The sequence below is a fragment of the Pseudomonas simiae genome (assembly GCF_900111895.1).
GTDB lineage: Bacteria > Pseudomonadota > Gammaproteobacteria > Pseudomonadales > Pseudomonadaceae > Aquipseudomonas > Aquipseudomonas simiae.
On record NZ_FOKB01000013.1, the window covers coordinates 43291 to 70070 of the forward strand.

Below are 26780 nucleotides of genomic sequence, written 5' to 3' on the forward strand. Positions count from 1 at the left end.
CCCATCTCCACACCCCAGACGGTGTGGGTCAGTTTCAGTTAAAAGAAGCCACCGCAGGACTATGACTGGTCCCCTGCGGCCTTCTTGATCACCCGGCGATATCGCGAATGGCGATTTCACTCAAGATGCGTTCCAGCACCTGCTCGATGGACAGCTCCGTGGAATCCAGCTGTATGGCATCAGCCGCCGGCTTGAGCGGGGCTACTGCGCGCTGGGTATCACGCTCATCGCGTGCACGGATCTCATCTAGCAGACTCGACAGACTAACACCATCGACTTTGCCCTTCAACTGCAAGTAGCGGCGGCGAGCCCGCTCCTCGGCGCTGGCGGTCAAGAAAATCTTCAAGGGTGCCTCGGGAAACACCACGGTTCCCATGTCACGGCCATCGGCGACCAGGCCCGGCGGCTCCTGGAACGCCCGCTGGCGCTGCAGCAGCGCATCACGCACGGCCGGCAGCGCGGCAACCTGGGAAGCCCACGAACCGACTTGTTCGTTACGCAGGTCATCCGTCACATCGTCTCCTTCGAGGATGATGCGCTGGGGATGACCTTCCGTCGCACCGACGAACTGCACATCGAGGTGCGCTGCCAGCAGCTTCAGGGATTCTTCGTTGGTCAGGTCGACGCCATGGTTGCGTGCGGCGAATGCCAGCAGGCGGTACAGCGCGCCGGAATCCAGCAGGCACCAGCCCAGGCGCTCGGCCAGGATGCCGGCGATCGTGCCTTTGCCCGAGCCGCTTGGCCCGTCGATGGTAATCACCGGTGCTTTGATATTCACAATTGAGCCTCTTGGGCAACACGGATGCCGACTTGGGCACACAGTGTAAGAAAGTTCGGAAAAGACGTAGCAACATTGGCGCAGTCACGGATACGAATCGGCGTCGCCGCCCGCAGGGAGGCCACACTGAACGCCATGGCAATCCGGTGATCACCATGGGCATGGACTTCACCACCGCCTATCAGGCCACCGTCAATGATAATCCCATCGGCGGTGGGTTCACACTTCACCCCCAGCGCCAACAGACCATCGGCCATGACCTGGATACGGTCGGACTCCTTCACGCGCAGCTCTTGAGCCCCACGCAACACGGTTCGCCCCTCGGCACAGGCCGCCGCGACGAAGAGCACCGGAAATTCATCGATCGCCAACGGCACCAGCGCTTCGGGAATCTCGATCCCCTTCAACGCTGCCGCGCGCACCCGCAGATCTGCGACGGGCTCGCCACCTACCTCACGCTGGTTTTCCAGCGTGATATCCGCGCCCATCAGCCGCAGAATATCGATCACGCCGGTACGCGTCGGATTGACACCGACGTGCTCCAGCAGCAGCTCAGAACCCTCGGCAATCGAAGCCGCCACCAGAAAGAACGCCGAAGAAGATATATCCCCCGGCACTTCAATATGGGTAGCCGCCAGCGCATGACCGGACTCCACGGACGCCGTCGCCCCCTCCACCGCCACCGGATAACCAAAACCGCGCAACATGCGTTCAGTATGGTCACGGGTCGGAGCAGGCTCGGCCACCACAGTTTTACCTTCAGCGTACAACCCGGCCAGCAGCAGGCAGGATTTGACCTGGGCACTGGCCATCGGCATCGCGTAAGCCAGGCCTTTCAACGACTGCCCACCACGAATGGTCAGCGGCGGACGCCCTTCCGGCCCCGTCTCGATCACCGCGCCCATTTCCCGCAGAGGCTTGGCCACGCGACTCATCGGGCGCTTGGACAGGGACGCGTCGCCGGTCAGCACACTGTCAAAGCTCTGCGCTGCCAACAAACCAGACAGCAACCGCATGGAAGTACCGGAGTTACCGAGATAAATCGGCCCCGGCGCCGGTTTCAAGCCATGCAGCCCCACGCCATGAATGGTCACACGCCCATGGTGCGGACCTTCGATCACCACGCCCATGTCGCGAAACGCCTGCAAGGTCGCCAGGGCATCTTCGCCCTCAAGGAAACCTTCGACCTCAGTCACACCCTCAGCCAACGAACCCAGCATGATCGACCGATGGGAGATCGACTTGTCGCCCGGCACCCGAATGCGCCCGCTCAAGCGGCCACCCGGTTCGGCGAGGAAGGTCAGCTCATCAGCGGTCACAGCGGTTTCCATGTAGGCCCGGCGCGCCAGGATCTTGCTGAAATGCTCACGCGCCACCCGCGCACGGGTAAACACGCCCAATAATTGATGGCCATCTCCGGCATCAACTGCGTCGCGCAAGGCGTCGAGGTCGCTGCGGAAGGTGTCCAGGGTGCGCAACACCGCTTCGCGATTGGCGAGGAAGATGTCGTGCCACATCACCGGGTCGCTGCCGGCAATCCGCGTGAAGTCGCGAAAACCACCGGCGGCGTAACGGAAAATATCGAGGTTCTCGTTGCGCTTGGCCAACGAGTCCACCAGGCCAAATGCGAGCAAATGCGGCAGATGGCTGGTTGCGGCCAACACTTCGTCGTGACGCTCGACCTGCATATGCTCGACATCCGCACCCAGCTCACGCCACAGACGGTCCACCACCGCCAGTGCAGCCGGATCGGTCTGTTCCAGCGGCGTCAGGATGACTTTATGGCGACGGAACAGCTGCGCATTGGACGCCTCTACTCCGCTCTGTTCGGAGCCCGCAATCGGATGACCCGGCACGAAGCGCGCCGGCATACCACCAAAGGCCCGTTGCGCCGCGCGCACCACATTGCCTTTGGCACTGCCGACATCCGTCAGTATCGCCTGCCCCAAGTCCATGCCGGCCAGTACGCCGAGCAATTTCTCCATGGCCAGGATCGGCACGGCCAACTGGATCACATCAGCGCCCTGGCAGGCGAGCGCCAGGTCCGCTTCACAGCGATCCACCACCCCCAACTCAACCGCCAACTTGCGCGATTGCGGGTCCAGGTCCACACCAACCACTTCGCTACACAGCCCACTTTCACGCAGGCCTTTGGCGAAGGAGCCGCCGATCAACCCCAGACCGATCACCACCAGGCGACCGATCATAGGCACAGCAGGTTTCAATGCAGTGACATCAACCACGGGCCAGAACCTTGGCCAGCGCCTCCAGGAAGCGGGCGTTTTCTGCCGGCAGACCGATGGTAATGCGCAGGTGGTTCGGCATGCCGTAGTTGGCGGTCGGACGCACAATGACGCCTTCGCGCAACAGGCCCTGGAATACCGGCGCAGCGACCTGGCCGAGGTCGACACAAATGAAGTTGCCCTTGGACGGAATCCAGCCCAGGCCCAACTCACGGAAGCCTTCCTGCAACTGCAGCATGCCGCTTTCGTTGAGGCGACGGCCTTCTTCCAGGTACTCGGCATCCTTCACCGCCGCACAGGCTGCAGCCAGCGCGAGGCTGTTGACGTTGAACGGCTGACGCACACGGTTCAGCACGTCGGCAACCACTGCCGTGGACAAACCGTAGCCGACTCGCAGCGATGCCAGGCCATAAGCCTTGGAGAACGTGCGCGAAACCAGCAGGTTCGGGTACGCCGCCAGGAAATCCAGGCCGTTCGGCAGATCACTGCCTTTGGCGTACTCGATGTATGCCTCGTCCAGCACGACCAACACATGCTCCGGCACGTCTTGCAGGAAGTCGCTCAGCGCTTGCGCGTCGAACCAGGTGCCGGTCGGGTTGTTAGGGTTCGCAATAAACACGACGCGGGTCTGGGCATCAATGGCCGCCAGCATGGCCGGCAGGTCATGACCCCACTCTTTCGCGGGGACCACTTTCGCATCAGCGCCCACCGCCTGGGTCACGATCGGATAGACCGCAAACGCATGCTCGCTGAACACCGCATTCAAACCTGGCGCCAGATACGCACGACCAACCAGCTCAAGAATGTCGTTGGAGCCATTGCCCAGGGTGACCTGGTTCAGCTCGACACCGCACTTTTGTGCCAGCAGAGACTTCAAGGCAAAGCCGTTACCATCGGGATAGCGGGTCAGCTCAGCCAACTCTTCACGAATCGCCGCCAACACCTTCGGGCTCGGGCCCAGCGGGTTTTCGTTACTGGCCAGCTTGACGATGTTCGCCGGATCCAGGTTCAACTCACGCGCCAGCTCATCCACAGGCTTGCCCGGAACGTAAGGCGACAGTTGTTGCACGCCCGGCTGAGCCAGGGTGAGGAAGTTACCACTCATGTTAAAGCCTCACAAAACCGCTTTCGGGTAAGAGCCCAGCACCTTGAGTGCCACGGCTTCCTGACTGATTTTCTCCAGCACACCCTTGACCAGCGGGTCGCGGTGATGGCCGATGAAGTCGATAAAGAACACGTAAGTCCATTTACCGCTGCGCGAAGGACGAGTCTCGATGCGCGTCAGGTCAATCCCGTTATCATGGAACGGCACCAGCAGCTCATGCAGCGCGCCAGGCTTGTTGCTCATGGAGACAATGATCGAGGTCTTGTCGTCGCCAGTGGGCGGCACTTCCTGGCTGCCGATCATCAGGAAGCGCGTGGAGTTGTCCGGGCGGTCCTCGATTTTCTCGGCCAGGCGCGTCAGGCCGTACAGCCCAGCGGCCATATCACCGGCGATGGCCGCCGAATTCCACTCACCCTTGACCCGCTTGGCGGCCTCGGCGTTGCTGGAGACAGCTACCCGCTCGACATTCGGATAATGCGCGTCCAGCCACTTGCGGCACTGGGCCAGGGACTGGGCGTGGGAGTAGATGCGGCTGATACTGTCGGTCTTGGTATTCTCGCCCACCAGCAGGTGATGGTGGATGCGCAGCTCGACTTCGCCGCAGATGACCATGTCGTGTTCGAGGAAGCTGTCCAGCGTGTGGTTGACCGCGCCTTCGGTGGAGTTTTCCACCGGCACCACGCCAAAATTCACCGCGCCGGCCGCCACTTCACGGAACACTTCATCGATCGCCGCCATTGGCTTGCTGATCACCGCGTGACCGAAGTGCTTCATGGCCGCCGCTTGGGTGAAAGTGCCCTCGGGACCCAGATAAGCCACTTTCAGCGGTTGTTCCAGCGCCAGGCACGAAGACATGATTTCGCGGAACAACCGCGCCATCTCTTCGTTGCCCAGTGGGCCCTTATTACGCTCCATGACACGCTTGAGCACCTGGGCTTCACGCTCGGGACGGTAGAACACCGGCACTTCGCCTTCGGCCAGGGAGGCCATCTTCACCCGTGCCACTTCCTGGGCGCACCGCGCGCGCTCACTGATCAGCTCCAGGACTTTCTCGTCCAGGCTGTCAATGCGCACGCGCAGGGCCTTGAGTTCTTGCTCAGACATTAGCCGTGTTCCTTTTCGAACGCTGCCATGTACTCAACCAGCGCGTTGATCGCGTGGATGTCGACGGCATTGTAGATGGAGGCGCGCATGCCACCGACCGAACGGTGCCCCTTGAGGTTCAGCAGGCCACGCTCTTCGGCACCGACCAGGAACGGCTTGTCCAGGCGATCATCAGCCAGGCGGAACGGCACGTTCATCCACGAGCGATCAGTCAGGTTGATCGGGTTGCTGTACAGGCCGCTGGCGTCGATGAAGTCGTACAGGACGCGCTTCTTCTCTTCGTTGAGCTTGCCCATGGCGGCGACACCGCCCTGCTCTTTCAGCCATTCGAACACCAGGCCGGAGAGGTACCAGGCAAACGCTGGCGGAGTGTTGTACATCGAGCCGTTATCGGCCGCGACCTTGTAGTTGAGCATGGTCGGGCACAGCGAACGGGCGCGACCCAACAGGTCCTCACGGATGATGTTGACCAGGATGCCGCTCGGACCGATGTTCTTCTGGGCGCCGGCGTAGATCATGCCGTACTTGGACACATCGATAGGGCGCGAGAGAATGTCCGAGGACATGTCGCACACCAGCGGAACGTCACCGACTTCCGGCACCCAATCAAACTCCAGGCCGCCGATGGTTTCGTTCGCGACGTAGTGCACGTAGGCCGCGTCCTTCGACAGCTTCCACTCATTCTGACCGGGAATGGCGAAGTAGTCGTACGGCTTGGCGGTACCCGCGACATTGACGTGACCGTAACGCGAGGCCTCTTCAATAGCCTTCTGACCCCAGATACCCGTGTCGATATAGTCAGCCGTGCCGTCTTCCGGCAGCAGGTTCAGCGGGATCTGGGCGAACTGCTGGCTGGCGCCGCCCTGCAGGAACAACACTTTGTAGTTGGATGGGATGTCCAGCAAGTCACGCAGATCCTGCTCGGCCTTGGTGGCGATGGACACGAACTCATCGCTGCGATGGCTCATTTCCATCACGGAGAGGCCTTTTCCATGCCAGTCGAGGAGTTCACCCTGCGCACGCTGCAGGACTGCTTCAGGAAGCGCCGCGGGACCGGCACAGAAGTTATAGGCTCTCTTGCTCACATCCAATCTCACTCTGATTTGGTGGGGCTGCAATCATGTTCGGCAACAACCTTTCTCTGGAGCGAACCCTTGTGGGAGCTGGCTTGCCTGCGATAAGGGCACCTCGGTAGCGCAGTGATACCGCGGCGCTGCCATCGCAGGCAAGCCAGCTCCCACATTGACCGCGTCCAGCCAAAAGACGTGCTATTTCACAAGGGACAAACAACAAGGGGGCGAATCTTCATCCGCCCCCTGTGTGTCCGCTTATTCCTGCGGTTCTTCTTCGTCTGCGGCAGCGTCGAGGGTTGGCTCGTCGACGTTGTCATCGCCTGCTGCGATCACCTCGCCTTCGAATTCCTCGCCTTCCAGCTCTTCGCCTTCGACTTCCGATGGCTCCTGGACACGCTCCAGGCCGACCAGTTTCTCGTCCTTGGCCAGCTTGATCAGGGTGACGCCCTGGGTATTACGGCCCAGGCTCGACACTTCAGCCACACGGGTACGTACCAGGGTGCCCTGGTCGGAAATCAGCATGATCTCCTCGCCATCGAGCACCTGGACCGCGCCGACCAGACGGCCATTGCGGTCGTTGCTGACCATGGCGATCACGCCTTGGCCGCCACGCTTATACTCCGGGAACTCGCTGATGGCGGTGCGTTTGCCATAACCGCGCTCGGAAGCGGTGAGGATCTGGCTGCCTTCTTCCGGGATCAGCATCGAAATCAGCTTCTGCCCTTCTGGCAGGCGCATGCCGCGCACACCGCGGGCGGTACGGCCCATGGCGCGAACGTCGGATTCCTTGAAGCGCGTGACCTTGCCGCCGTCGGAGAACAGCATGACTTCACGCTCGCCATCGGTGATGGCCGCAGAGATCAGCACGTCGCCTTCGTCCAGCTCCAGGGCGATCAGGCCCACGCTGCGCTGACGGCTGAAGGATTCCAGCGGGGTCTTCTTCACGGTGCCTTTGGCGGTGGCCATGAAGATGAAGTGACCTTCGGTGTATTCCTCGACCGGCAGCATGGTGGTGATGTATTCATCACTGTCCAGTGGCAGCAGGTTGACCAGTGGGCGACCACGGGCAGCACGGGACGCTTCCGGGATTTCGTAGGTTTTCAGCCAGTACACCTTGCCTTTGCTGGAGAACAGCAGCAGCGTGGTGTGGCTGTTGGCGACCAACAGGTGAGCAATGTAGTCCTCATCCTTCACGCCGGTCGCCGATTTACCTTTACCACCACGACGCTGGGCCTGGTACGCAGCCAATGGCTGGGTCTTGGCGTAGCCACCGTGGGAGATGGTCACCACACGCTCTTCTTCCGGGATCATGTCACCCAGGGTCAGGTCGAGGCGCGCATCGAGGATTTCGGTACGGCGCACGTCACCGTATTCGGCGCGGATCACTTCCAGTTCTTCGCGGATCACTTCCATCAGGCGCACGGCGCTGCTGAGGATGCGGATCAACTCGCCGATCTGGTTGAGGATCTCCTGGTACTCGGCCAGCAGCTTCTCGTGCTCCAGACCGGTCAGGCGGTGCAGGCGCAACTCCAGGATGGCCTGGGCCTGTTCCGGCGACAGGAAGTACTTGCCTTCGCGCAGACCGTATTGCGGGTCCAGGGTCTCCGGACGGCACGAGTCGGCGCCGGCACGTTCAACCATGGCCACCACGGCGCTGGATTCCCAAGGCGTGCTGATCAACGCTTCCTTGGCTTCCGACGGGGTTGGCGAGGCCTTGATCAGGGCGATTACCGGGTCGATGTTCGACAGCGCAACTGCCTGGCCTTCCAGGATGTGGCCGCGCTCGCGGGCCTTGCGCAGTTCGAACACGGTGCGGCGTGTGACCACTTCGCGACGGTGACGCACGAAGGCTTCCAGCAGGTCCTTGAGGTTCAGGATGCGCGGGCGGCCGTCGATCAGCGCAACCACGTTGATACCAAACACGCTTTGCAGCTGGGTCTGGGCATAGAGGTTGTTGAGGATCACCTCAGGCACTTCGCCACGACGCAGCTCGATCACCACGCGCATACCGTCTTTGTCGGACTCGTCGCGCAGTTCGGTGATGCCTTCGAGCTTCTTCTCTTTGACCAGCTCGGCGATCTTCTCGATCAGGCGCGCCTTGTTCAGCTGGTACGGCAGTTCGGTGATAACGATCTGCTGGCGGCCACCGACCTTGTCGATGTCTTCGATGATCGAGCGGGCGCGCATGTAAATGCGGCCGCGACCGGTGCGGTAGGCTTCGATGATGCCGGCGCGACCGTTGATGATCGCGGCAGTCGGGAAGTCCGGGCCGGGGATGTATTGCATCAGCTCATCGACGGTCAGCTCCGGGTTGTCGATGAGGGCCAGGCAACCGTCGATGACTTCACCGAGGTTGTGCGGCGGGATGTTGGTGGCCATGCCCACGGCGATACCGCTGGAACCGTTGACCAGCAGGTTGGGGATCTTGGTCGGCATGACCGCCGGGATCATTTCGGTGCCGTCGTAGTTCGGCACCCAGTCCACGGTTTCTTTATGCAGGTCGGCCAGCAGCTCATGCGCCAGCTTGGTCATGCGCACTTCGGTGTATCGCATGGCCGCGGCGTTGTCGCCGTCGACCGAACCGAAGTTGCCCTGGCCGTCTACCAGCAGGTAGCGCAGGGAAAACGGCTGGGCCATCCGAACGATGGTGTCGTACACCGCAGTGTCGCCGTGAGGGTGATACTTACCGATCACGTCACCGACAACACGGGCAGATTTCTTGTACGGCTTGTTCCAGTCGTTACCCAGCTCGCTCATCGCGAACAGCACACGCCGGTGCACGGGCTTCAAGCCATCGCGCGCATCAGGCAGTGCCCGACCGACAATTACGCTCATCGCGTAGTCGAGGTAGGACTGTTTCAGCTCGTCTTCGATATTGACCGGGAGGATTTCTTTGGCCAGTTCGCCCATGAGAAGCCTGATTCCTTTTTCGGGTGAAACCTCGTCACATCCATATGGGACGAACGAAGCTCGCCGCTGCCGGCAGAGTGCCTGACAACGACTTACGACAAATCAACGAGTTATGACACGGATCTGCACGTTATAGGCCACCCCTCGGGGCGACCCTGGAAACCGCCGGATGTTATCACAATCGCCGCCACGCACCTATCCCCCTGATGCGCATGGAGCATAGTAAGTTGACGGATGACAGGCTTGAGGGCGACGAGAGGGGCTCAGAGGCAGGGTCGTGCTATTTTTTGAAGGCAGATCCGAAGGTTTTCTTGACTTATAGACCCCTTCGCGAGCAAGCCCGCGCCCACATTTGAGTGGTGAACACATTCAAAATGTGGGAGCGGGCTTGCTCGCGAATGCAATCGGACAGGCGCCAACGCCCTCAATGCAGGCGTTTACGGCACATCAACTTGGCCAGCTTGGCGGTGTCCGGCCGTTCGACGATGCCTTTTTCGGTCACGATCACGTCAATCAGGTCGGCCGGGGTCACGTCAAACACTGGATTGAAGGCGACGACATCCGCGGCGAAGCGCTGGCCGGCGACTTCCAGCAACTCACCGGCGTCGCGCTCTTCCAGCGCTACGTCATCGCCAGTTGCCATCATCATGTCCAGGGTCGAACTCGGCGCCACCACCATGAACCGCACGCCGTGGTGCATGGCACACACTGCCAACTGGTACGTCCCGATCTTGCTGATCACGTCGCCATTGGCGGCAATGCAATCAGCACCGACGATCACCCAGGTCACGCCTTTGGTCTTGAGGATATGCGCGCCAGCGGAATCGGCATTCACCGTCACAGGGATGCCCTCGCCCGCCAGCTCCCAGGCGGTCAGCCGCGAACCTTGCAGCCAGGGCCGGGTTTCATTGACGTAGACCTGCTCGACCATGCCTTCCAGATAGGCCGCACGAATCACCCCGAGCGCCGTACCCACACCGCCGGTCGCCAGGGCGCCAGCGTTGCCGTGGGTGAGGATCGCCTGGGCATTGCCCTGGTGCTTGCGGATCAAATCGACCCCCAGTTGAGCCATGGTGAGATTGGCTTCGCGATCACTTTCATGGATGGCAATGGCTTCTGCTTCAAGCACCGCCAGCGGGTCGGCGTGCTTTTTGACGCGATCCAGGCGGTCACGCATGCGTTTCAACGCCCAGAACAGGTTCGACGCGGTCGGTCGGGTATCGGCTAACAGTGCATAGTCTTCTTCCCACGCTGCCTGCCAGTCACCGCCCTCGGCGATCCGCTCACGCGCCGCCAGCACCAGGCCATACGCCGCGCTGATACCAATGGCCGGTGCACCGCGCACCACCATCGAACGAATGGCCGCCGCCACATCATCGACCGTAGAGCAAGCCACCCAGCTTTCCCGGGATGGCAAGGCACGCTGATCGAGCAGGTACAGCGCGCCATCACGCCAATCGATGGCCTTCACTTTCTCCGCTGCCAACAGTCGATCGCGCATCCCTTACTCCGCACTCATAAACAAAGCCGCCGATTATAGCGATCCGCCAGCCAGGACGCTCGGGTATACTTCGCCCTTCTTTTATAGCTGCCTGGGAAGAAGCCTGCGATGACCGCCACTGCCGCCCCGCTCGACTTATTGTTGCTGCCTACATGGCTGGTGCCTGTCGAACCCGCTGGCGTGGTGCTCAAGGAACATGGCCTGGGCATTCGCGATGGGCGCATTGCCTTTATCGGGCCACGGGCGGCAGCGCTCAAGCTGGTGGCCAACGAAGTGCGCGAACTGCCGGGCATGCTGCTCAGCCCCGGCCTGATCAACGCCCACGGACATGCGGCGATGAGCCTGTTTCGCGGCATGGCCGACGACCTGCCGCTGATGACCTGGCTGGAAAAACACATCTGGCCTGCCGAGGCCAAGTGGGTCGATGAAGCCTTTGTGCGCGATGGCACCGACCTGGCCATCGCCGAACAGCTCAAGGGCGGCATCACCTGCTTCTCCGACATGTACTTCTACCCCAAAGTCGCCAGTGACTGCGTGCACAACAGCGGCATCCGCGCGCAGATCGCAATTCCGATCCTCGACTTCCCGATCCCCGGCGCCAGTACGCCCGACGAGGCGATTCGCCAAGGCGTCGAGCTGTTCGGCGATCTCAAGCACCACCCACGCATCAAGATCACCTTCGGCCCGCACGCGCCTTACACCGTGTGTGATGACAACCTGGAGAAAATCCGGGTGATCGCCGAAGAGCTGGACGCCGCGATCCACATGCATGTTCACGAAACCGCCTCTGAAGTGCAGCAAGCGGTCGAGCAGACTGGCGAACGGCCATTGGCGCGTCTGGGTCGCCTCGGGCTGTTGGGGCCGCGCTTCCAGGCCGTTCATATGACCCAAATCAGCGAGGATGACCTGGCTTTGCTGGTAGAAAGCAACACCAGCATCGTTCACTGTCCGGAATCCAACCTGAAATTGGCCAGCGGCTTTTGCCCGGTGGAGCGTCTGTGGCAGGCTGGCGTGAACGTGGCCATCGGCACCGATGGCGCTGCCAGTAACAATGACCTCGACCTGCTGGGCGAAACCCGCACCGCCGCACTGTTGGCCAAGGCCGTCGCCGGCTCGGCCACCGCGCTGGATGCCCATCGCGCCTTGCGCATGGCGACGCTCAACGGTGCGCGGGCCATGGGCCTGGAAAGCAAAATTGGCTCGCTGGAGGTCGGCAAGGCGGCGGATATCGTGGCCTTCGATCTTTCCGGGCTGGCGCAACAACCGATCTACGATCCGGTCTCACAGCTTATATATGCCACCGGACGCGACTGCGTGAAACACCTTTGGGTCGCCGGCAAGCAATTGCTCGACGACCGGCAATTGACCCGCATGGATGAACAACAGTTGACCGCCACGGCCATCGCCTGGGGCCAGCGCATCAGCGGGCACCACGAATAACGAAGGTTTTGAACCCTGAGGTTCAGGACTGACAAACCGATTTATCAGATTTAGAGGATTCACCATGAGCAACGTCGACCACGCCGAAATCGCCAAATTCGAAGCCCTGGCTCACCGCTGGTGGGACCGTGAGAGTGAGTTCAAGCCCCTGCACGACATCAACCCGCTGCGGGTCAACTGGATTGATGAACGCGTCAACCTGGCCGGCAAGAAGGTGCTGGATGTAGGCTGCGGCGGCGGCATTCTCAGCGAGGCCATGGCGCAGCGCGGCGCCACCGTAATGGGCATCGACATGGGCGAAGCGCCCCTGGCCGTGGCCCAGCTGCACCAGCTGGAATCCGGCGTGAACGTGGAATACCGCCAGATCACCGCCGAGGCCCTGGCCGAAGAGATGCCCGAGCAGTTCGACGTGGTTACCTGCCTGGAAATGCTGGAACACGTACCGGACCCGTCCTCGGTGATCCGCGCCTGCTTCCGCATGGTCAAGCCGGGGGGCCAGGTGTTCTTCTCCACCATCAACCGCAACCCCAAGGCCTACCTGTTCGCGATCATCGGCGCCGAATACATCATGAAGCTGCTGCCGCGCGGCACCCATGACTTCAAGAAATTCATCCGCCCGTCCGAGCTGGGTGCCTGGAGCCGCCAGGCCGGGCTGACCGTCAAGGACATCATCGGCCTCACCTACAACCCGCTGACCAAGCACTACAAGCTGGCCAACGACGTTGACGTCAACTACATGATCCAGACCCTGCGCGAGGAGTGAGCCTGTGAAGTTGCGAGCGGTTCTCTTCGACATGGACGGTACCCTGCTGGATACCGCGCCGGACTTTATCGCCATCTGCCAGGCCATGCGCGCCGACCGCGACCTGGCGCCGATCAACCCCCAGCACATCCGCGATGAAATCTCCGGCGGTGCGCGGGCGATGGTGGCCGTGACCTTCTCGATGGACCCGGAATCTCCAGGCTTTGAAGAACTGCGCCAGGAATTCCTCGAACGCTACCTTGTGGGCTGCGCGGTCCACAGCAAACTGTTCGACGGCATGGCCGAGCTGCTGGAGGACATCGAGAAGTCCAAGCTGATCTGGGGCGTGGTGACCAACAAGCCACTGCGCTTTGCCGAGCCGATCATGCAGCAACTGGGCCTGGCCGAGCGCTCGGCGCTGCTGATCTGCCCGGATCACGTGAAGAACAGCAAGCCGGACCCGGAGCCGATGATCCTGGCGTGCAAGATGCTCGACCTGGACCCGGCCAGCGTGCTGTTCGTGGGTGATGACCTGCGCGATATCGAATCCGGCCGCGACGCCGGCACGCGCACTGCAGCGGTCACCTACGGCTACATCCACCCGGACGACAACCCACGCCATTGGGGCGCCGATGTGGTGGTGGATCACCCGTTGGAACTGCGCAAGGTATTGGATAACGCGCTGTGCAGCTGCTAATTGTTTGCCGCCCCTGCAAACACTGAGGTCAATGTGGGAGCTGGCTTGCCTGCGATAGCGCAGTGTCAGCCAGCACATATGCCAGCTTACAGACCGCTATCGCAGGCAAGCCAGCTCCCACAGGAATTGGATTCCACATTGAGAGCTGTATCACCTTGAATTTTGTCGAGGCTATTTATGTTTGATTACTCCGCACGTCCAGAACTGCTCAAAGGCCGGGTGATCCTGGTGACCGGTGCCGGTCGCGGGATCGGCGCGGCGGCGGCGAAAACCTATGCCGCCCATGGTGCCACGGTGCTGTTGCTGGGCAAGACCGAAGCCAACCTGGCCCAGGTGTATGACGAAATCGAAGCGGCGGGCCAGCCGCAACCGGTGGTGATCCCGTTCAACCTGGAGACCGCCCTGCCCCATCAGTACGATGAACTGGCCGCGATGATCGAAAAGGAATTCGGCCACCTCGACGGCCTGCTGCACAACGCCTCGATCATCGGCCCACGCACGCCGATCGAGCAATTGTCCGGCGAGAATTTCATGCGCGTGATGCACGTGAACGTCAACGCGATGTTCATGTTGACCAGCACGCTGCTGCCGCTGCTCAAGTTGTCCCAGGATGCGTCGGTGGTGTTCACTTCCAGCAGTGTCGGGCGCAAGGGTCGGGCTTACTGGGGCGCCTATGGTGTGTCGAAGTTTGCCACCGAAGGCTTGATGCAAACCCTGGCCGATGAACTGGAGGATGTGGCCGCGGTACGCGCCAACAGCATCAACCCCGGCGGCACTCGCACCAGCATGCGGGCCCAGGCGTATCCGGGGGAAAACCCGATGGAAAGGCCGGCGCCGGAAGAGATCATGCCGGTGTACCTGTACCTGATGGGGCCGGACAGTACCGGCATCAATGGGCAGGCGTTTGACGCGCAGTAACAACTGACACAACCGGAACTAAATGTGGGAGGGGGCTTGCCCCCGATTGCAGGGTGTCAGTCACTGTATCTGTGATTGACCCACCGCTATCGGGGGCAAGCCCCCTCCCACATTTGTATTGCGGTGTTCTCTGGCTCTTAGTTCTTCACTACTTCCTCAAGGGTGAAGCGCCCCAACGGGTTCTGCAGGAAGTTGCTCACGTTCTTGCGTGAGATGTTGATGTAGGGGCTGTAGTACAGGTCGATCCAGTTCACATCCTGTTTCGCCAGTTTCTGCAGTTCCACATACATCTGCTCACGCTTGACCGGGTCAGCCTCGATGCGTGCTTGCGCCACCAGTGCCTTGACCTTGTCGTTCTTGTAACGGGTCATGTAGTTCTGGTTGGTGTCGTGGCCCAGCACGAAGGTGGTCTTCTGGTCCGGGTCGAGGATGTCGTTGGTCCAGTACATCACCGAAATATCGTACTCACCGTCCACCAGCATCTGCCAGCTCTGGGTCGGGTCGACCTTTTGCAGGTTGGCAGTCACGCCGACCTTCGCCAATTGATCCTTGATGATCACCGCAATCTGCTCGTCGGCTTCGTTGCCGGCATTGACCACGTAGTTGAGCTTCAAGTCCTTGGCACCGGCCTGCTCCAGCAGCTTCTTGGCGGCGGTCGGGTCGTACGGGCGTTGCAGGTTGTTGGCGTAGTGGTACAGCGAGCCCTTTGGAATGTAGGAATAAGCCACGGTGCCTTGACCGTAAGTGGCGGTCTTCACCAGCGATTGTTTGTCGATGGCCATGTCCAGTGCCTGACGTACTTCTGGCTTGGCCAGCAGGCCATGCTCGTGGTTGATCAGCAGGTGATCTTCACGGGTGGACGGGTCGGCATGGATCACCACGTTCTTGTCTTTCTTCAGCTCTTCAACCCGCGAGAACGGTACGAAGATCGCCGTGTCCAGCTCGTTGTTCTGCACCATGCGCATGCGCGTATTGTCGTCGGTGACGGAGACCCACTCCACGCCATCCAGGCTCACGTTCTTGGCCTGCCAGAAGTTCGGGTTCTTTTTCAGGATGACGCGATCACCCTTGCGCCACTCGTCCACGGTAAACGCGCCGGAGGTCACGGGGTTTTCCGAGTAGGCGTCTTCGCCCATCTTGGTCATGGCTTTTTCCGACAGGATCGACACCGTCGGCGACGCCAGTTGCGAGAGAAAGGCCACAGCCGGGGTCTTCAGGGTGACCACCAGGGTTTTCGGATCTGACGCCTTGGCCGTGTTGATCAGGTTGAAAGGGTCTGCCCACAGCGAGGCTTTGTTGTCGCGGATGCGCAGCAGGCTGAACGCTGCATCGTCGGCGGTGATCGCCGAACCGTCGGAGAACTTCGCATCACGCAGCTTGAAGGTGTAGGTCAGGCCATCCTTGGAAATGTCCCAGCTTTCTGCCAGGCCCGGCTCCATCTTGGTGCCCAGGTTATCGACGCGCACCAGGGTGTCGTAGACGTTGGCGAAGACCCAGGTGTCGCGGTTTTGCGCGCTTTTGATCGGGTCGAACGTGGTGCTGTCCTCACGGCAGCCGATGGTCAGTACACCGGCGGCTTGCGCCAGGCCGGCAGTCAGGGACCATGCGGTCAATGTAGCGGCGGCGAGCAACTTCAAGTGGCGCGATTGCATATCACAACTCCTTGTTAATGAATGGCAGAGGGTTAAAGCAAAGGTTCTTCAAGCACGCAACTGTACCGATGCTCGTGCAGGAAATGCGTCGGCGGCAACACCACGGAACACATGGTCCGGGCATGCCGACAACGTGGGTGAAAGGCGCAGCCTGTAGGCAAGTTCAGCGGGCTCGGGGGCTCACCCGGCAAGGGCTCTGTCGGCAACGGCCGATGCGGATCGATCTCGGGAATCGCCTGGATCAACGCCGCCGTGTACGGATGGCGTGGCGCCGTGAAGACCGACTCCACCGGCCCCTCCTCAACGATCTTGCCCAGGTACATCACCGCCACGCGATCGCACAGGCGACGCACGATAGCCAGGTCATGGGCGATGAACAGGATCGCCAGGTGCATGCGCTGCTGCAGTTCCAGCAACAGATTGATGATCTGGCCCTGGATCGACACGTCCAGCGCCGCCACGCACTCGTCGGCGATGATCAGGCGCGGCTCCACCGCCAAGGCCCGGGCGATGCCGACGCGCTGGCACTGACCGCCGCTGAGTGAGCCGGGTTTACGACTGGCCAATTCGGGCCGCAGGCCGACCAGATCGAGTAGTTCATTGACGCGATCTGATATCCGCTCCGGCGCAACCTTGCGTTGCACGCGTAGTACTTCGGCAATCGTTTCGCCGATGGTATGCCGCGGGTTCAGTGCGGCGTACGGGTCCTGGAAGATCATTGCGGTTTCATGGCGCAGCCGGGTGATGTCGATGGCGCTGCCGTGGGCCATGTCGATGCCATCAAACAGCACCTGTCCGGCGCTGATCGGGTTGAGGTGCAAAATGGCGCGGCCCAAGGTGCTTTTACCGCTGCCGGACTCACCGACCAACCCGAGGGTTTCACCCGCCGCCAAGCTCAGCGATACACCGTTCACCGCCCTCACCCACTGTTTGTTCAAGCCGAACAAGCCGGTGCCGGACGCGGCGAACTTCACCTCAAGGTCCTTGATCTGCAACAGGCTCATGGCTGCGCTCCCAACGGGTAATGACAGGCGACTCGCTGGCCTTCCGGCAGCACTTCGGTGCACAAGGCCCCGACTTGCGGGCAGCGCGGGTTGAACCGGCAGCCGGCAGGCAAGGCGTCCAGCAGCGGCGGCTGCCCGGGAATCGTGCGCAGCAAAGCGTGGCCGCTGCTGTGAGCAGGTTGGCAGTCGATCAAGCCGGCGGTGTACGGGTGCTGCGGTTGCGCCAGCACATCGTATTTGCTGCCGTGCTCGCACAGGCACCCCGCGTACATCACGGCGATGGCGTCACAGGTTTGCGCAACCACGCCAAGGTCGTGGGTAATCATGATGATCGACAGGCCACGCTGGTCGCGCAGTTCCAGCAACAGCCGCAGGATTTGCGCCTGCACCGTCACATCCAGCGCCGTGGTCGGCTCGTCAGCGATCAGCACTTTCGGGTTGCAGCCCAAGGCGACTGCGATCATCGCGCGCTGGCGCATGCCGCCGGAAAACTCTTGGGGGTAGTTGTCGACCCGCGCCTGGGGATCGGGGATGCCCACTTGGCGCAGTACCTCGATGGCCTGCAGGCGCGCGTCTTTTTTCGACGCACCTTGATGCAGGCGGATGCCCTCGGCAATCTGCTCGCCGATGCGCATCAGCGGGTCGAGGTGGCTGCTGGGGTTCTGGAAAATCATGCCCAACTGACCGCCACGCACCGCCCGCATGCCAGCGTCATCCAATGACAGCAGGTCCTGGCCGCCCAGCCGGACCGCACCGCCTTGCACGCGCAGGTTGGGCGATGGCAGCAGGCGCATCAAACCGCGACAGGCCATGGTCTTGCCCGAGCCGCTTTCCCCCACCAGCCCGAGGATCTCACCCTCGGCCAAATCGAAAGACACGCGATCGACCAAGGTCACATCACGCCCTGCGTTGTTGGCAATCACACTGAGGTCGCGCACTTGCAACAGGCTCATGAGCGATCCCCCAACACTTGCGCCACGCCATCGGCGAGCAGGCTGAACCCCATGGCCAAGGTCACGATGGCCAGCCCCGGAAAGGTGCAGATCCACCAGGCAGTGGTGATGAAGGCCTGTCCTTCGGCCACCATCGTGCCCCATTCGGCGGTCGGCGGTTGCACGCCCAGGCCCAGGTAACTCACGGCGGCGCCATTGAGCAGCACCAACACCGCGTCCGACATGGAAAACACGATGGAGCCGAACATCGCATTGGGCAGCAGGTGCCGGAACAGAATCCGCCCATGGCCAAAGCCCAGGCTTTTGGCGGCCAGGGCAAAGTCGCTTTCCTTGAGCACCAGGATCTGCGAGCGGATAAGCCGCGCGTAGGACACCCAGCCCACCAAGGCCATGGCGATGTAGAAGCTCTTCAAGCCTGGGCCGAGAATGGCCATGATCGCCAGCATCAGCACCAGGAACGGGAAGGCCAGGATCACATCGATCACACGCATGCAGACACTGTCGAAACGCCCGCCGATGTAACCGGAGACCGCGCCGATGAAGGTGCCGATCATGAACGGGAAGATCACCCCGACGATGGCTAACTGGAGGTCTATACGCGCGCCCCAGATAACCCTCGAAAGAATGTCCCTTCCGTAGTTATCGGTGCCAAATGGATGAGCAAGGCTGGGGCCGAGCAAACTGAAATCGGTGTTCTGCGCAATCGGGTCATATGGCGCGATCCACGGTGCAAACAGCGCAAGCACCAGCCATGCCAGCAGAATCAACAAACCCCACGCAGCCGTCAGCCGGCCATTGCGCAAACCAAAGCGCAGGCGCAAGCGCCAAGGGGCAATCAACGGACGACTGCTCATTGCATCTTCACTCGCGGGTCGAGGGCCACGGTCACGACGTCAGCGATGAAGTTGACGATCACCGTCGCGCAAGCTAGCACCATGGCCACGCCCTGCACCACCATGTAATCGCGGGTGAAGATCCCGCGTACCAACAATTGGCCGATGCCGGGGATGGCGAACAGGCTTTCGATCACCACCGTGCCGCTGATCAGCCAACCGATGTTCACCGCCAGCAGATTGACCGCCGGCACCAGGGAATTGGGTAGCACATGACGGCGAAACACTGCGGCTTCCAACAACCCACGCGCCCGGGCGGCGGTCACGTGGTCGGCCTGTAGTTCCATCAACATGCTCGCCCGCAAGTTGCGCACCAGCACCGCCGACAACGCCAGGGCAATCGTCAGGCATGGCAGCACCATGTGATGCGCTTTATCCAACCAGGTCCGGCCGTAACCGGATACCGGAAACAGGCCCCACTGCACACTCAGCAACAGGATCAGCATCAAGCCCAGCCAGAACGCCGGCATGCCAAGGCCAACCGTGGTGAACACGCGAATCAGGTTATCCGCCCAGCCACCCTTGTTGCGTGCGGCGAAGGTCGCCAACGGCACGGCGATCAGCAGCGCCAGCACCACACTGCCGAGCACCAGTACCAGGGTGGGTTCAATACGCGTGACGATCAGCTTGAGCGCATCGACCTTGTACAGCAGCGATTGGCCAAGGTCGCCCTTGAGCAGGTTCTTCAGAAAGTAGAAATATTGCAGCCACAACGGCTGGTCGAGGCCGTACTGGGCGCGGATTTTCAGCAAAGCGTCCGGCGTGCTGCGCGAACCCAGCAAAGCACGCGCCGGGTCGCCGGGAATCGAGCGCACCAGCACAAAGGTGATCAGGCTGATGCCAAACAGCACCGGCAGCAATTGCAGCGGCCGGTACAAGACAAAACGGTAGCGCGCCAGGTTCATCCGTCAGCCCCGATGACGCGCAAGGAAGTCCAGCAACACCGGAAAATACGCATGGGGCTCCTCATAGAAAGGCATATGGCTGCTGTTGGGGAACACGTGCAGTTCGGCGTGTCGGGCCGCCAGTTTCATGCGCATGGCGCAGGCTGGGGTGAGTTCGTCATGCTGGCCGGTGGTGATCAGGATCGGCATCTTGAAATCGGCCATCTCAGGGATGCGGTTCCAGTCCTTGAGGTTGCCGATGTAGAGGAATTCGTTGGGGCCTTGCATGGTTTCGTAGGGGCCCATGTTCCAGTCGTCAAGGGAGCGTTTGACCGGTGCGGGCCACTCGTCCAGGCGGCACACGTGACGATAGTTGAGCAAGGTGATCGCGGCCTGGTACTGCGGGTGGTCCAGGGTGCCCATGGCTTCGTGGCGTTGCATCATGGCTACCGTCTCGCTGCCAAGGGCGCCGCGCAGGCGTTCCAGCTCTTGGGACAGGTGCGGAATGTCGCCAACGGTATTTTCCAGGATCAGGCTTTTCAGCGCGTCGGGATAATGGATGGCATATTCGATACCGAGCCAGCCGCCCCAGGAATGCCCGAGCAGGTGCACGCGACCGAGATCCAGGGCCTGGCGCACGGTTTCGACTTCTTCGACATAACGGCGGATTTCCCACAGAGAAACGTCGGTGGGCCTGGCTGATGCGCCCGTGCCAAGCTGGTCGAATGCAACCACTCGCAGGTTATGGTCTTTGAGCCAGCCATGGGCGTCTCGCAAGTAGTCACACGGCAAGCCTGGCCCGCCGTTGAGGCACAACAGCACCTCATCGCCTTCGCCAAAGCTGTAAACCACGAGGTTATGGCCGTCGACTTGCACGTTGTACTGCTGGTCGGGGGCAATTTCACGCCACATGCATACATTCCTTGTCTAGTGTCGGGCTGGCAGGCAGCGGCCGTTGATCAGCCCAACACTACCTAGGATGTCGTGCGGCCATAACCTAGTATTTCTTATAGGTTTAGCCTGGCAGTCCTTCGCCGGGGCGTGGCATTCTACTTGCAGCAAGTCGAGATTCAAATGAATTCGGGAGCAGAACGGATGCTGGCCAAGCTGACTGCGTTAAATCACCGTCTGATGCCGGGCAGGAGCCTGGATGAGCAGATGGACAATACGTTTATCCTCGCCCAGCAACTGGGCTTCGATGCATTGGTGTATGACTACACCCCCGTGCCGATCGATCAGGATGGCGCATTGATCACACCCTCGGTGCTCGCACTGCGCAATACGCCGCCCGACTGGCACGCCTTGTGGTGCAGCGAAGGGTTCTACCAGATCGACCCGGTGCAACATCTGGCCCTGAGTACGGTGTCACCGTTCGTATGGTCCTACGACGTCAAGGTCGATACCCCGCTGCAAAAGATCATCGATCCCTGCCATGCGCCGGTGTCGTCCTACTTGCACGACCAGGAATTGACCTGCGGCGTCAGCGTACCGATCCACCTGCCTCGGGGCGGCTTCGCGTCGCTGACCGGACTACGAACGGGCAAGGCCCGCAGCGTGCTGCAGGATGTGCAGCAGACCTTGTCGGATTTCAGCCTGATTTCCCATGCCTTGCAGGAAGCAGCGTACCCGCTGTTTAGCAAGGAACTGCGCACTTATCCGCATATCCACCTGACCAAACGCGAACGCGAGTGCCTCAAATGGGCCGCCGATGGCCTGACCGCTGCCGAAATCGCCACGCAATTGAGCCGCTCTCTGGCGGTGGTCACCTTGCACCTGGCCTCGGCGATGCACAAGCTGGGGGCCAAGAACCGCGTGCAGGCGGTGGTGCGCGCCACCCATTACCGCCTGCTAGACGACTGACCACCGGCAAAACCTAGCTGTTTTGCTAGTTACTTAAATTTCGCCCACGCATTATCGTGTCCCTGAGCCTTTTTTCAGAGCAGGGTACGAAATGGAATTCATCGAAAAAATCCGCGAAGGGTATGCGGCGTTTGGCGCCTACCAGACCTGGTACCGCGTCACCGGTGACTTGTCGAGCGGTCGCACTCCCCTGGTGGTTATCCACGGCGGCCCCGGTTGCACCCATGATTACGTTGACGCGTTCAAGGACGTCGCCGCCAGCGGCCACGCCGTGATCCACTACGACCAGTTGGGCAACGGCCGCTCTACTCATCTACCCGAAAAAGATCCGTCCTTCTGGACCGTGGGCCTGTTCCTCGAAGAACTCAACAACCTGCTGGACCACCTGCAGATCAGCGATAACTACGCGATTCTCGGCCAATCCTGGGGCGGCATGCTCGGCAGTGAACACGCGATCCTGCAGCCCAAGGGCTTGCGCGCGTTCATCCCGGCCAACTCGCCGACCTGCATGCGCACTTGGGTCAGCGAAGCCAACCGACTGCGCAAATTGTTGCCGGAAGGTGTGCATGAAACCCTGCTCAAGCACGAGGCCACCGGCACTTACCTGGACCCGGAATACCTCGCCGCCTCAAGGGTGTTTTATGACCAGCACGTGTGCCGAGTCATCCCGTGGCCGGAGGAAGTGGCGCGCACGTTCGCCGCGGTCGATTCAGACCCGACGGTGTACCACGCCATGAGCGGCCCGACCGAATTCCACGTGATAGGCAGCTTGAAAGACTGGACTTCCATTGGCCGTCTGTCGGCGATTAACGTGCCCACGCTGGTGATCTCCGGCCGACACGACGAAGCCACGCCACGGGTGGTCAAACCGTTCCTGGATGAAATCGCCGATGTGCGCTGGGCACTGTTTGAAGACTCCAGCCACATGCCCCATGTGGAGGAGCGCCAGGCGTGCATGGGCACCGTGGTGAAGTTTCTGGATGAGGTGTGTTCTGTGCATTACAAAGAACACAAGGCCGGATAGTTTCCAATATGGGAGCTGGCTTGTCTGCGATGACGGCGGTGAATTCGCCCTTGCTATCGCAGGCAAGTCAGCTCCCACACTGCGCCCCTGTTCGGCGTCAGACCTCGGTGGTCTCTGCCTTGTGCGCTTTCCTCGACACATCCGCCACCAACGGAATCTCTCTCCCTTCGGCATCAAACAACTTGCCGCCCTTGAAGTAATCCCCATCACGCAGTTCCGACACATCTCGGAAGCACAGACTGCGCTCGGTTCCCGCCACAAACACTGACTGCTGGTCCGAATTACCGGCGGTGAAGTGGTTGAACGCCAGGTTCAACAGGATCGCCATGATCGCCGACGAGCTGATACCCGAATGGAAAATGGTCGCGAACCAGCTCGGGAAGTGATCATAGAAGCTCGGTGCCGCAATTGGGATCATGCCAAAACCGATGGAAGTGGCCACGATAATCAAGTTCATGTTGTTGCGGTAATCCACCTTCGACAGCGTGCGGATACCACTGGCCGCCACGGTGCCGAACAGCACTATCCCAGCACCGCCCAACACGGAGGTCGGCACCGCCGCGATCACCCTGCCCATGAAGGGCAGCAGCCCAAGAATCACCAGAAACAGCCCACCGGTGGCCACCACAAAGCGGCTCTTGACCCCGGTAACCGCCACCAGCCCGACGTTCTGGGCGAACGCACTCTGGGTAAACGAACCGAAGATCGGTGCAAACATGCTCGACAGCATATCGGCGCGCAGGCCGTTACCCAGGCGTTTGGAATCGACCTTGGTGTCGATGATCTCGCCCACCGCCAGGATGTCCGCCGAGGTCTCGACCAGGGTCACCATCACCACGATGCACATGGAGATGATCGCAGCAACGTGGAAGGTTGGCATGCCGAAATGGAATGGCGCTGGGAAACCGAACATCGGCCCCTGAGTCACGCCGGAGAAGTCGGCCATGCCAAGGAACACCGCAATCACCGTGCCGATAACCATCGCCAGCAGGATCGACAAGCGCGAGATGGTTGCGCTGCCGATTTTGCTCAGCAGCAACACCAGCACCAGGGTCAACGCCGCAAGGCCGATGTTGGACATGCTGCCGAAATCCGCCGCGCGACTGTTGCCGCCCATGGCCCAGCGCGCCGCAACGGGCATCAGGGTCAGGCCGATGGTCGTGATCACAATGCCAGTGACCAACGGCGGGAAAAACTTGGTGATCCGTGAAAAAACGGGGGTTATCAATAACCCGATAAACGACGCGGCCATCACCGCCCCAAGAATCGCCGGCACACCGCCGGCGCCATCACTGCCGACAATCGCCACCATGGTTGCCACGCCGGCAAACGACACGCCCTGCACCAGCGGCAATTGACAGCCAAAAAACGGTAGACCCAAGGTCTGCAGCAGCGTGGCCAGGCCGCCGGCAAACAGCGACGCAGCGATCAGCAGGCCGATATCCGCCGGGGACAACCCGGCCGCCTGGCCGACAATCAGGGGGACCGCAACGATTCCGCCGTACATCGTGAGTACATGTTGCAGACCGTAAGCCATGTTGGCGGCGACGCCGAGATTCTCATCTTCTGGCCGCTGCGGTGACGCCTTCGGGATAGTCATGGTGAGGGGTTCTCTGTTTTTGTTGTGCGGCCACTGTATGCAATGTTTGGAGTGGATGTCCATAGAGTTGTATACAATCAATCAGACAAGTTACCCTCCAACGGCGTTACAAAAACAATCCGACCGTGATGAGCCAGAACGCCAAAGGACCCATAACAATGAAAAAGGCACTACAGGGCGCCACCGTCGCGCTTACCCTTCTCGGCGGCGGGGAGGCCGTCGCAGTAGAGTGGATGAACAACAGCGTAGGATTTCGCTACGGCCAGCAGTTCACCAATCCGAATAACCCCGACGAATTCAGCAAGCGCATCTACAGCTTCACTCACGCAAGCGGCTACCAGTACGGCAGCAATTTCCTCAACCTCGATGTGTTTCTGTCCGACAGCCGCGACCCGCGCAAGGGCACCGATCATGGCGGGAGTGAGGTGTATGCGGTGTACCGCCACCAGCTGTATGCGTCGCGGGTATTCGATGTGCCGCTCGGCACCGGCCTGGTCAAGGACTACGCGCTGACGCTGGGTTTTGACGCCAACCGCAACAACAACTTCGCCTCAGCCAAAAAACGCGCGCTGGTGATCGGCCCGACGTTGAAGTTCAACACTGTCGGCGTACTCGACCTGAGCCTGATGTACTACAAGGAAAGGAACCACACTGGCATCCCCGGCGCGCAGGAGTCGAACCACACCTTCGACGACACTTACCTGCTCAACTTGACGTGGATGCGCCCATTCGAAATCGCCAGCCATGCGGCGAAATTCCAGGGGTTTATCAATTACGTCGGGGAAAAAGGCGACGACTACCACGGCCGCGACACCGCGCCGGAGGCCCTGATGCGCACCGCGCTAATGGTGGCGGTGCGACCGGGCAAAAGCGTCAAGCCGAACCTGTACCTTGGGGTGGGTTACGAGTATTGGCATAACAAGTTTGGCGTGGATGGCGGCCGGGGTAGCCGCACATCGACGCCGACGGTGAACCTGGAAGTGACGTTTTAACTGAAGAAGCCCGATCAAACCGTGGGAGCTGGTTTGCCTGCGATGCGGGCGACTGGGTGTGTCAGGTACACCGAGCCGATGCTATTGCAGGCAAGCCAGCCCCCACAGTGTTGACCGCGTTGTTACTTCAGATTCGGTGCCAGGGCTGAATTGTCGGCTTTCGGCCGCGCCAGCCAGTAGCCCAGCACGGCCAGCGGCGCGGTCGCCAGCATCACGATCGCGGTAATCAGCAGCGGCTGGTCAAGCATCGACGACACCACCAGGCTGCTGAGAAAACACAGGCCCAGTTGCAGGGTGTTTTGCAATGCCGCCGCCTTGCCGGAATTTTCCGAAAACGGCATCAGCGCATTCGCCACCACGATGGGGTAACTGGCACCGTTGCACAGCGCCATCAGGCAGAACGGAATCAACAAGGTGGTGAGGGTTGGCACCGTCAAGGTGGCGACCAGGTACAGCGCCACCATGCTGATGCAGTACGCCAGCAGCAACCAGGGCAACAGCGTCTTGCCCTGGAAGCGCTGCAAGGCGCTGCGGCAACTGTAGCCACCGACCAGGAACGCCAACGTAGGCAATACGTAACTCAGGCCAATATCATTCGGGCTGTAGCCCATGCCGCCGAGGATGAAGGGCGACGCCGTCAGCCAGGCGAAGAAGCTGGCCGAGCAGGCGGCAAAAATCATCACATTCCCCGTAAATACGCGGGACGTGAGCAACTGTCCATAACCGAGGCGCACCGGCTCGCGCCCCTCCGTCGGGCGTTTCGGCATGCCACGCAGGAATACGGTCGGCAGCAGCAACAGCACCGACACCCCCAGCAACACGCCGAAGATCGCCTGCCAACCGAAGTGATTCAGCACCATCGCGCCCAACAGCGGCGCCAGCGCTGGCGACAACGACATCAGCGGCATGATGCTGGCGAACACGCGATGGGCCTTGTCGGCCGGGTAGCGATCAATCACCAGTGCCTGCCAACTCACGGCGGCGGAACACACACCAATCGCCTGGATAAAGCGCAGCGCCAGCAATTGCGGCGCGGTCTCGACCCAGAACATCCCCGCGCAGCCCAACACAAACAGGCTCAGGCCGGCGAGCAGGATGGGTTTTCGCCCCAAGCGGTCGGACAACGGCCCCCACAACAACTGCCCCACCGCAAAGCCGGCGAGGAAAATACTCAAGCTGGCACCCACTGCGCCAGCGCCAATCTGCAACTGCTCGCCCATGGCACCAAATGCCGGCAAGTACATGTCCATGGCGAGGTAACCGAGCATGCTCAGTCCCGCCAGATACCAAGTGAAGCCAAAAGAGTTTTTCATTGAAGCCTTGTTCATTCTGCCATCAAACTATTTGCTGACTGGCGCCCATTATGAAGCTGACAGATTCTCTGTGAAGCGATAATAATTGGACACT

22 protein-coding genes are annotated in these 26780 nt (G+C 60.9%); 7 read left to right on the forward strand and 15 right to left on the reverse strand.

From position 1 onward, the window contains the following. Nucleotides 1–88: 88 nt before the first annotated feature. The 7 genes from cmk to mtnA form a co-directional block, all read right to left on the reverse strand. Nucleotides 89–778 (reverse strand): (d)CMP kinase, encoded by a 690-nt coding sequence (gene cmk, locus BMZ57_RS27105; RefSeq protein WP_010211955.1) that lies wholly within the window; start codon nt 776–778, stop codon nt 89–91. Further along, nucleotides 775–2985 carry a bifunctional prephenate dehydrogenase/3-phosphoshikimate 1-carboxyvinyltransferase gene (locus tag BMZ57_RS27110; protein WP_038452970.1) on the reverse strand — a complete coding sequence of 737 codons (2211 nt, stop codon included), beginning with the start codon at nt 2983–2985 and terminating at the stop codon, nt 775–777. Before BMZ57_RS27110 ends, cmk begins: the two co-directional genes overlap by 4 nt. Before the next feature lie 28 nt (nt 2986–3013). Then, nucleotides 3014–4126 (reverse strand): histidinol-phosphate transaminase, encoded by a 1113-nt coding sequence (hisC, locus tag BMZ57_RS27115; RefSeq protein ID WP_010211961.1) that lies wholly within the window; start codon nt 4124–4126, stop codon nt 3014–3016. A 9-nt stretch (nt 4127–4135) separates the two neighbouring features. Further along, the gene (gene pheA, locus BMZ57_RS27120; RefSeq protein WP_003172650.1) at nt 4136–5230 is read right to left on the reverse strand and encodes a prephenate dehydratase; all 1095 of its coding nucleotides are present in this window, start codon (nt 5228–5230) and stop codon (nt 4136–4138) included. Next, nucleotides 5230–6315 (reverse strand): 3-phosphoserine/phosphohydroxythreonine transaminase, encoded by a 1086-nt coding sequence (serC, locus tag BMZ57_RS27125; protein WP_010211962.1) that lies wholly within the window; start codon nt 6313–6315, stop codon nt 5230–5232. Before serC ends, pheA begins: the two co-directional genes overlap by 1 nt. Nucleotides 6316–6558: 243 nt before the next feature. Further along, nucleotides 6559–9213 carry a DNA gyrase subunit A gene (gene gyrA, locus BMZ57_RS27130; protein WP_010211963.1) on the reverse strand — a complete coding sequence of 885 codons (2655 nt, stop codon included), beginning with the start codon at nt 9211–9213 and terminating at the stop codon, nt 6559–6561. A 424-nt stretch (nt 9214–9637) separates the two neighbouring features. Beyond that, complete coding sequence (mtnA, locus tag BMZ57_RS27135) at nt 9638–10714, reverse strand: S-methyl-5-thioribose-1-phosphate isomerase (protein WP_021490949.1); 1077 nt, start codon at nt 10712–10714, stop codon at nt 9638–9640. Between the two features lie 108 nt (nt 10715–10822). Between mtnA and BMZ57_RS27140 the strand changes: the two genes are divergently transcribed. The 4 genes from BMZ57_RS27140 (at nt 10823) to BMZ57_RS27155 (ending at nt 14511) form a co-directional block, all read left to right on the forward strand. After that, nucleotides 10823–12154 carry a TRZ/ATZ family hydrolase gene (locus tag BMZ57_RS27140; protein WP_010211965.1) on the forward strand — a complete coding sequence of 444 codons (1332 nt, stop codon included), beginning with the start codon at nt 10823–10825 and terminating at the stop codon, nt 12152–12154. 64 nt (nt 12155–12218) lie between these two features. Then, nucleotides 12219–12917, forward strand: a complete 699-nt coding sequence (gene ubiG / locus BMZ57_RS27145) for a bifunctional 2-polyprenyl-6-hydroxyphenol methylase/3-demethylubiquinol 3-O-methyltransferase UbiG (RefSeq protein ID WP_010211967.1) — start codon at nt 12219–12221, stop codon at nt 12915–12917. A gap of 4 nt (nt 12918–12921) precedes the next feature. After that, on the forward strand, nt 12922–13593 hold the full coding sequence (gene mupP / locus BMZ57_RS27150; RefSeq protein WP_021490951.1) for an N-acetylmuramic acid 6-phosphate phosphatase MupP: 672 nt from the start codon (nt 12922–12924) through the stop codon (nt 13591–13593). Nucleotides 13594–13770: 177 nt separating this feature from the next. Next, entirely contained in the window at nt 13771–14511 is a 741-nt protein-coding gene (locus tag BMZ57_RS27155; RefSeq protein WP_010211973.1) for a YciK family oxidoreductase, read from the forward strand. A gap of 137 nt (nt 14512–14648) precedes the next feature. Here the strand turns inward: BMZ57_RS27155 and BMZ57_RS27160 are convergent, their stop codons facing one another. Genes BMZ57_RS27160 through BMZ57_RS27185 form a run of 6 tightly spaced genes read right to left on the reverse strand, consistent with a single transcriptional unit; the run spans nt 14649 to nt 20809 of the window. Continuing rightward, complete coding sequence (locus BMZ57_RS27160) at nt 14649–16163, reverse strand: ABC transporter substrate-binding protein (RefSeq protein ID WP_010211974.1); 1515 nt, start codon at nt 16161–16163, stop codon at nt 14649–14651. 32 nt (nt 16164–16195) lie between these two features. Then, nucleotides 16196–17167: an ABC transporter ATP-binding protein gene (locus BMZ57_RS27165; RefSeq protein WP_010211976.1), complete on the reverse strand. Its 972-nt coding sequence runs from the start codon at nt 17165–17167 to the stop codon at nt 16196–16198. Beyond that, nucleotides 17164–18120 (reverse strand): ABC transporter ATP-binding protein, encoded by a 957-nt coding sequence (locus BMZ57_RS27170; RefSeq protein ID WP_010211978.1) that lies wholly within the window; start codon nt 18118–18120, stop codon nt 17164–17166. The genes BMZ57_RS27165 and BMZ57_RS27170 overlap by 4 nt, the downstream gene beginning before the upstream one ends. Next, entirely contained in the window at nt 18117–18974 is an 858-nt protein-coding gene (locus BMZ57_RS27175; RefSeq protein WP_021490954.1) for an ABC transporter permease, read from the reverse strand. Before BMZ57_RS27175 ends, BMZ57_RS27170 begins: the two co-directional genes overlap by 4 nt. After that, nucleotides 18971–19918: an ABC transporter permease gene (locus BMZ57_RS27180; protein WP_010211982.1), complete on the reverse strand. Its 948-nt coding sequence runs from the start codon at nt 19916–19918 to the stop codon at nt 18971–18973. Before BMZ57_RS27180 ends, BMZ57_RS27175 begins: the two co-directional genes overlap by 4 nt. 3 nt (nt 19919–19921) lie before the next feature. Next, nucleotides 19922–20809, reverse strand: a complete 888-nt coding sequence (locus BMZ57_RS27185) for a proline iminopeptidase-family hydrolase (protein ID WP_010211983.1) — start codon at nt 20807–20809, stop codon at nt 19922–19924. A 183-nt stretch (nt 20810–20992) separates the two neighbouring features. On the opposite strand from BMZ57_RS27185, the gene BMZ57_RS27190 reads away from it, so the two are divergent. Continuing rightward, nucleotides 20993–21757 (forward strand): LuxR family transcriptional regulator, encoded by a 765-nt coding sequence (locus tag BMZ57_RS27190; RefSeq protein ID WP_010211985.1) that lies wholly within the window; start codon nt 20993–20995, stop codon nt 21755–21757. 91 nt (nt 21758–21848) lie between these two features. Next, nucleotides 21849–22781 (forward strand): proline iminopeptidase-family hydrolase, encoded by a 933-nt coding sequence (locus BMZ57_RS27195; protein ID WP_010211986.1) that lies wholly within the window; start codon nt 21849–21851, stop codon nt 22779–22781. 97 nt (nt 22782–22878) lie between these two features. On the opposite strand, the gene BMZ57_RS27200 is transcribed toward BMZ57_RS27195, so the two are convergent. Then, nucleotides 22879–24381 (reverse strand): nucleobase:cation symporter-2 family protein, encoded by a 1503-nt coding sequence (locus tag BMZ57_RS27200; protein ID WP_010211987.1) that lies wholly within the window; start codon nt 24379–24381, stop codon nt 22879–22881. Between the two features lie 158 nt (nt 24382–24539). Here BMZ57_RS27200 and BMZ57_RS27205 point away from each other — a divergent pair, with 158 nt between their 5' ends. Then, complete coding sequence (locus BMZ57_RS27205) at nt 24540–25373, forward strand: hypothetical protein (RefSeq protein ID WP_044286843.1); 834 nt, start codon at nt 24540–24542, stop codon at nt 25371–25373. Nucleotides 25374–25495: 122 nt separating this feature from the next. Here BMZ57_RS27205 and punC read toward each other — a convergent pair whose 3' ends face one another. Next, entirely contained in the window at nt 25496–26686 is a 1191-nt protein-coding gene (gene punC / locus BMZ57_RS27210) for a purine nucleoside transporter PunC (RefSeq protein ID WP_044286842.1), read from the reverse strand. Nucleotides 26687–26780: the final 94 nt, after the last annotated feature.

Coding starts and splice junctions, on each gene's coding strand:
- BMZ57_RS27110 (WP_038452970.1), bottom strand. CDS start 2,985: ATGATCGGTCGCCTGGTGGTGATCGGTCTGGGGTTGATCGGCGGCTCC.
- hisC (WP_010211961.1), bottom strand. CDS start 4,126: ATGAGTGGTAACTTCCTCACCCTGGCTCAGCCGGGCGTGCAACAACTG.
- pheA (WP_003172650.1), bottom strand. CDS start 5,230: ATGTCTGAGCAAGAACTCAAGGCCCTGCGCGTGCGCATTGACAGCCTG.
- gyrA (WP_010211963.1), bottom strand. CDS start 9,213: ATGGGCGAACTGGCCAAAGAAATCCTCCCGGTCAATATCGAAGACGAG.
- mtnA (WP_021490949.1), bottom strand. CDS start 10,714: ATGCGCGATCGACTGTTGGCAGCGGAGAAAGTGAAGGCCATCGATTGG.
- BMZ57_RS27140 (WP_010211965.1), top strand. CDS start 10,823: ATGACCGCCACTGCCGCCCCGCTCGACTTATTGTTGCTGCCTACATGG.
- ubiG (WP_010211967.1), top strand. CDS start 12,219: ATGAGCAACGTCGACCACGCCGAAATCGCCAAATTCGAAGCCCTGGCT.
- BMZ57_RS27155 (WP_010211973.1), top strand. CDS start 13,771: ATGTTTGATTACTCCGCACGTCCAGAACTGCTCAAAGGCCGGGTGATC.
- BMZ57_RS27160 (WP_010211974.1), bottom strand. CDS start 16,163: ATGCAATCGCGCCACTTGAAGTTGCTCGCCGCCGCTACATTGACCGCA.
- BMZ57_RS27165 (WP_010211976.1), bottom strand. CDS start 17,167: ATGAGCCTGTTGCAGATCAAGGACCTTGAGGTGAAGTTCGCCGCGTCC.
- BMZ57_RS27170 (WP_010211978.1), bottom strand. CDS start 18,120: ATGAGCCTGTTGCAAGTGCGCGACCTCAGTGTGATTGCCAACAACGCA.
- BMZ57_RS27175 (WP_021490954.1), bottom strand. CDS start 18,974: ATGAGCAGTCGTCCGTTGATTGCCCCTTGGCGCTTGCGCCTGCGCTTT.
- BMZ57_RS27180 (WP_010211982.1), bottom strand. CDS start 19,918: ATGAACCTGGCGCGCTACCGTTTTGTCTTGTACCGGCCGCTGCAATTG.
- BMZ57_RS27185 (WP_010211983.1), bottom strand. CDS start 20,809: ATGTGGCGTGAAATTGCCCCCGACCAGCAGTACAACGTGCAAGTCGAC.
- BMZ57_RS27190 (WP_010211985.1), top strand. CDS start 20,993: ATGCTGGCCAAGCTGACTGCGTTAAATCACCGTCTGATGCCGGGCAGG.
- BMZ57_RS27195 (WP_010211986.1), top strand. CDS start 21,849: ATGGAATTCATCGAAAAAATCCGCGAAGGGTATGCGGCGTTTGGCGCC.
- BMZ57_RS27200 (WP_010211987.1), bottom strand. CDS start 24,381: ATGACTATCCCGAAGGCGTCACCGCAGCGGCCAGAAGATGAGAATCTC.
- BMZ57_RS27205 (WP_044286843.1), top strand. CDS start 24,540: ATGAAAAAGGCACTACAGGGCGCCACCGTCGCGCTTACCCTTCTCGGC.
- punC (WP_044286842.1), bottom strand. CDS start 26,686: ATGAAAAACTCTTTTGGCTTCACTTGGTATCTGGCGGGACTGAGCATG.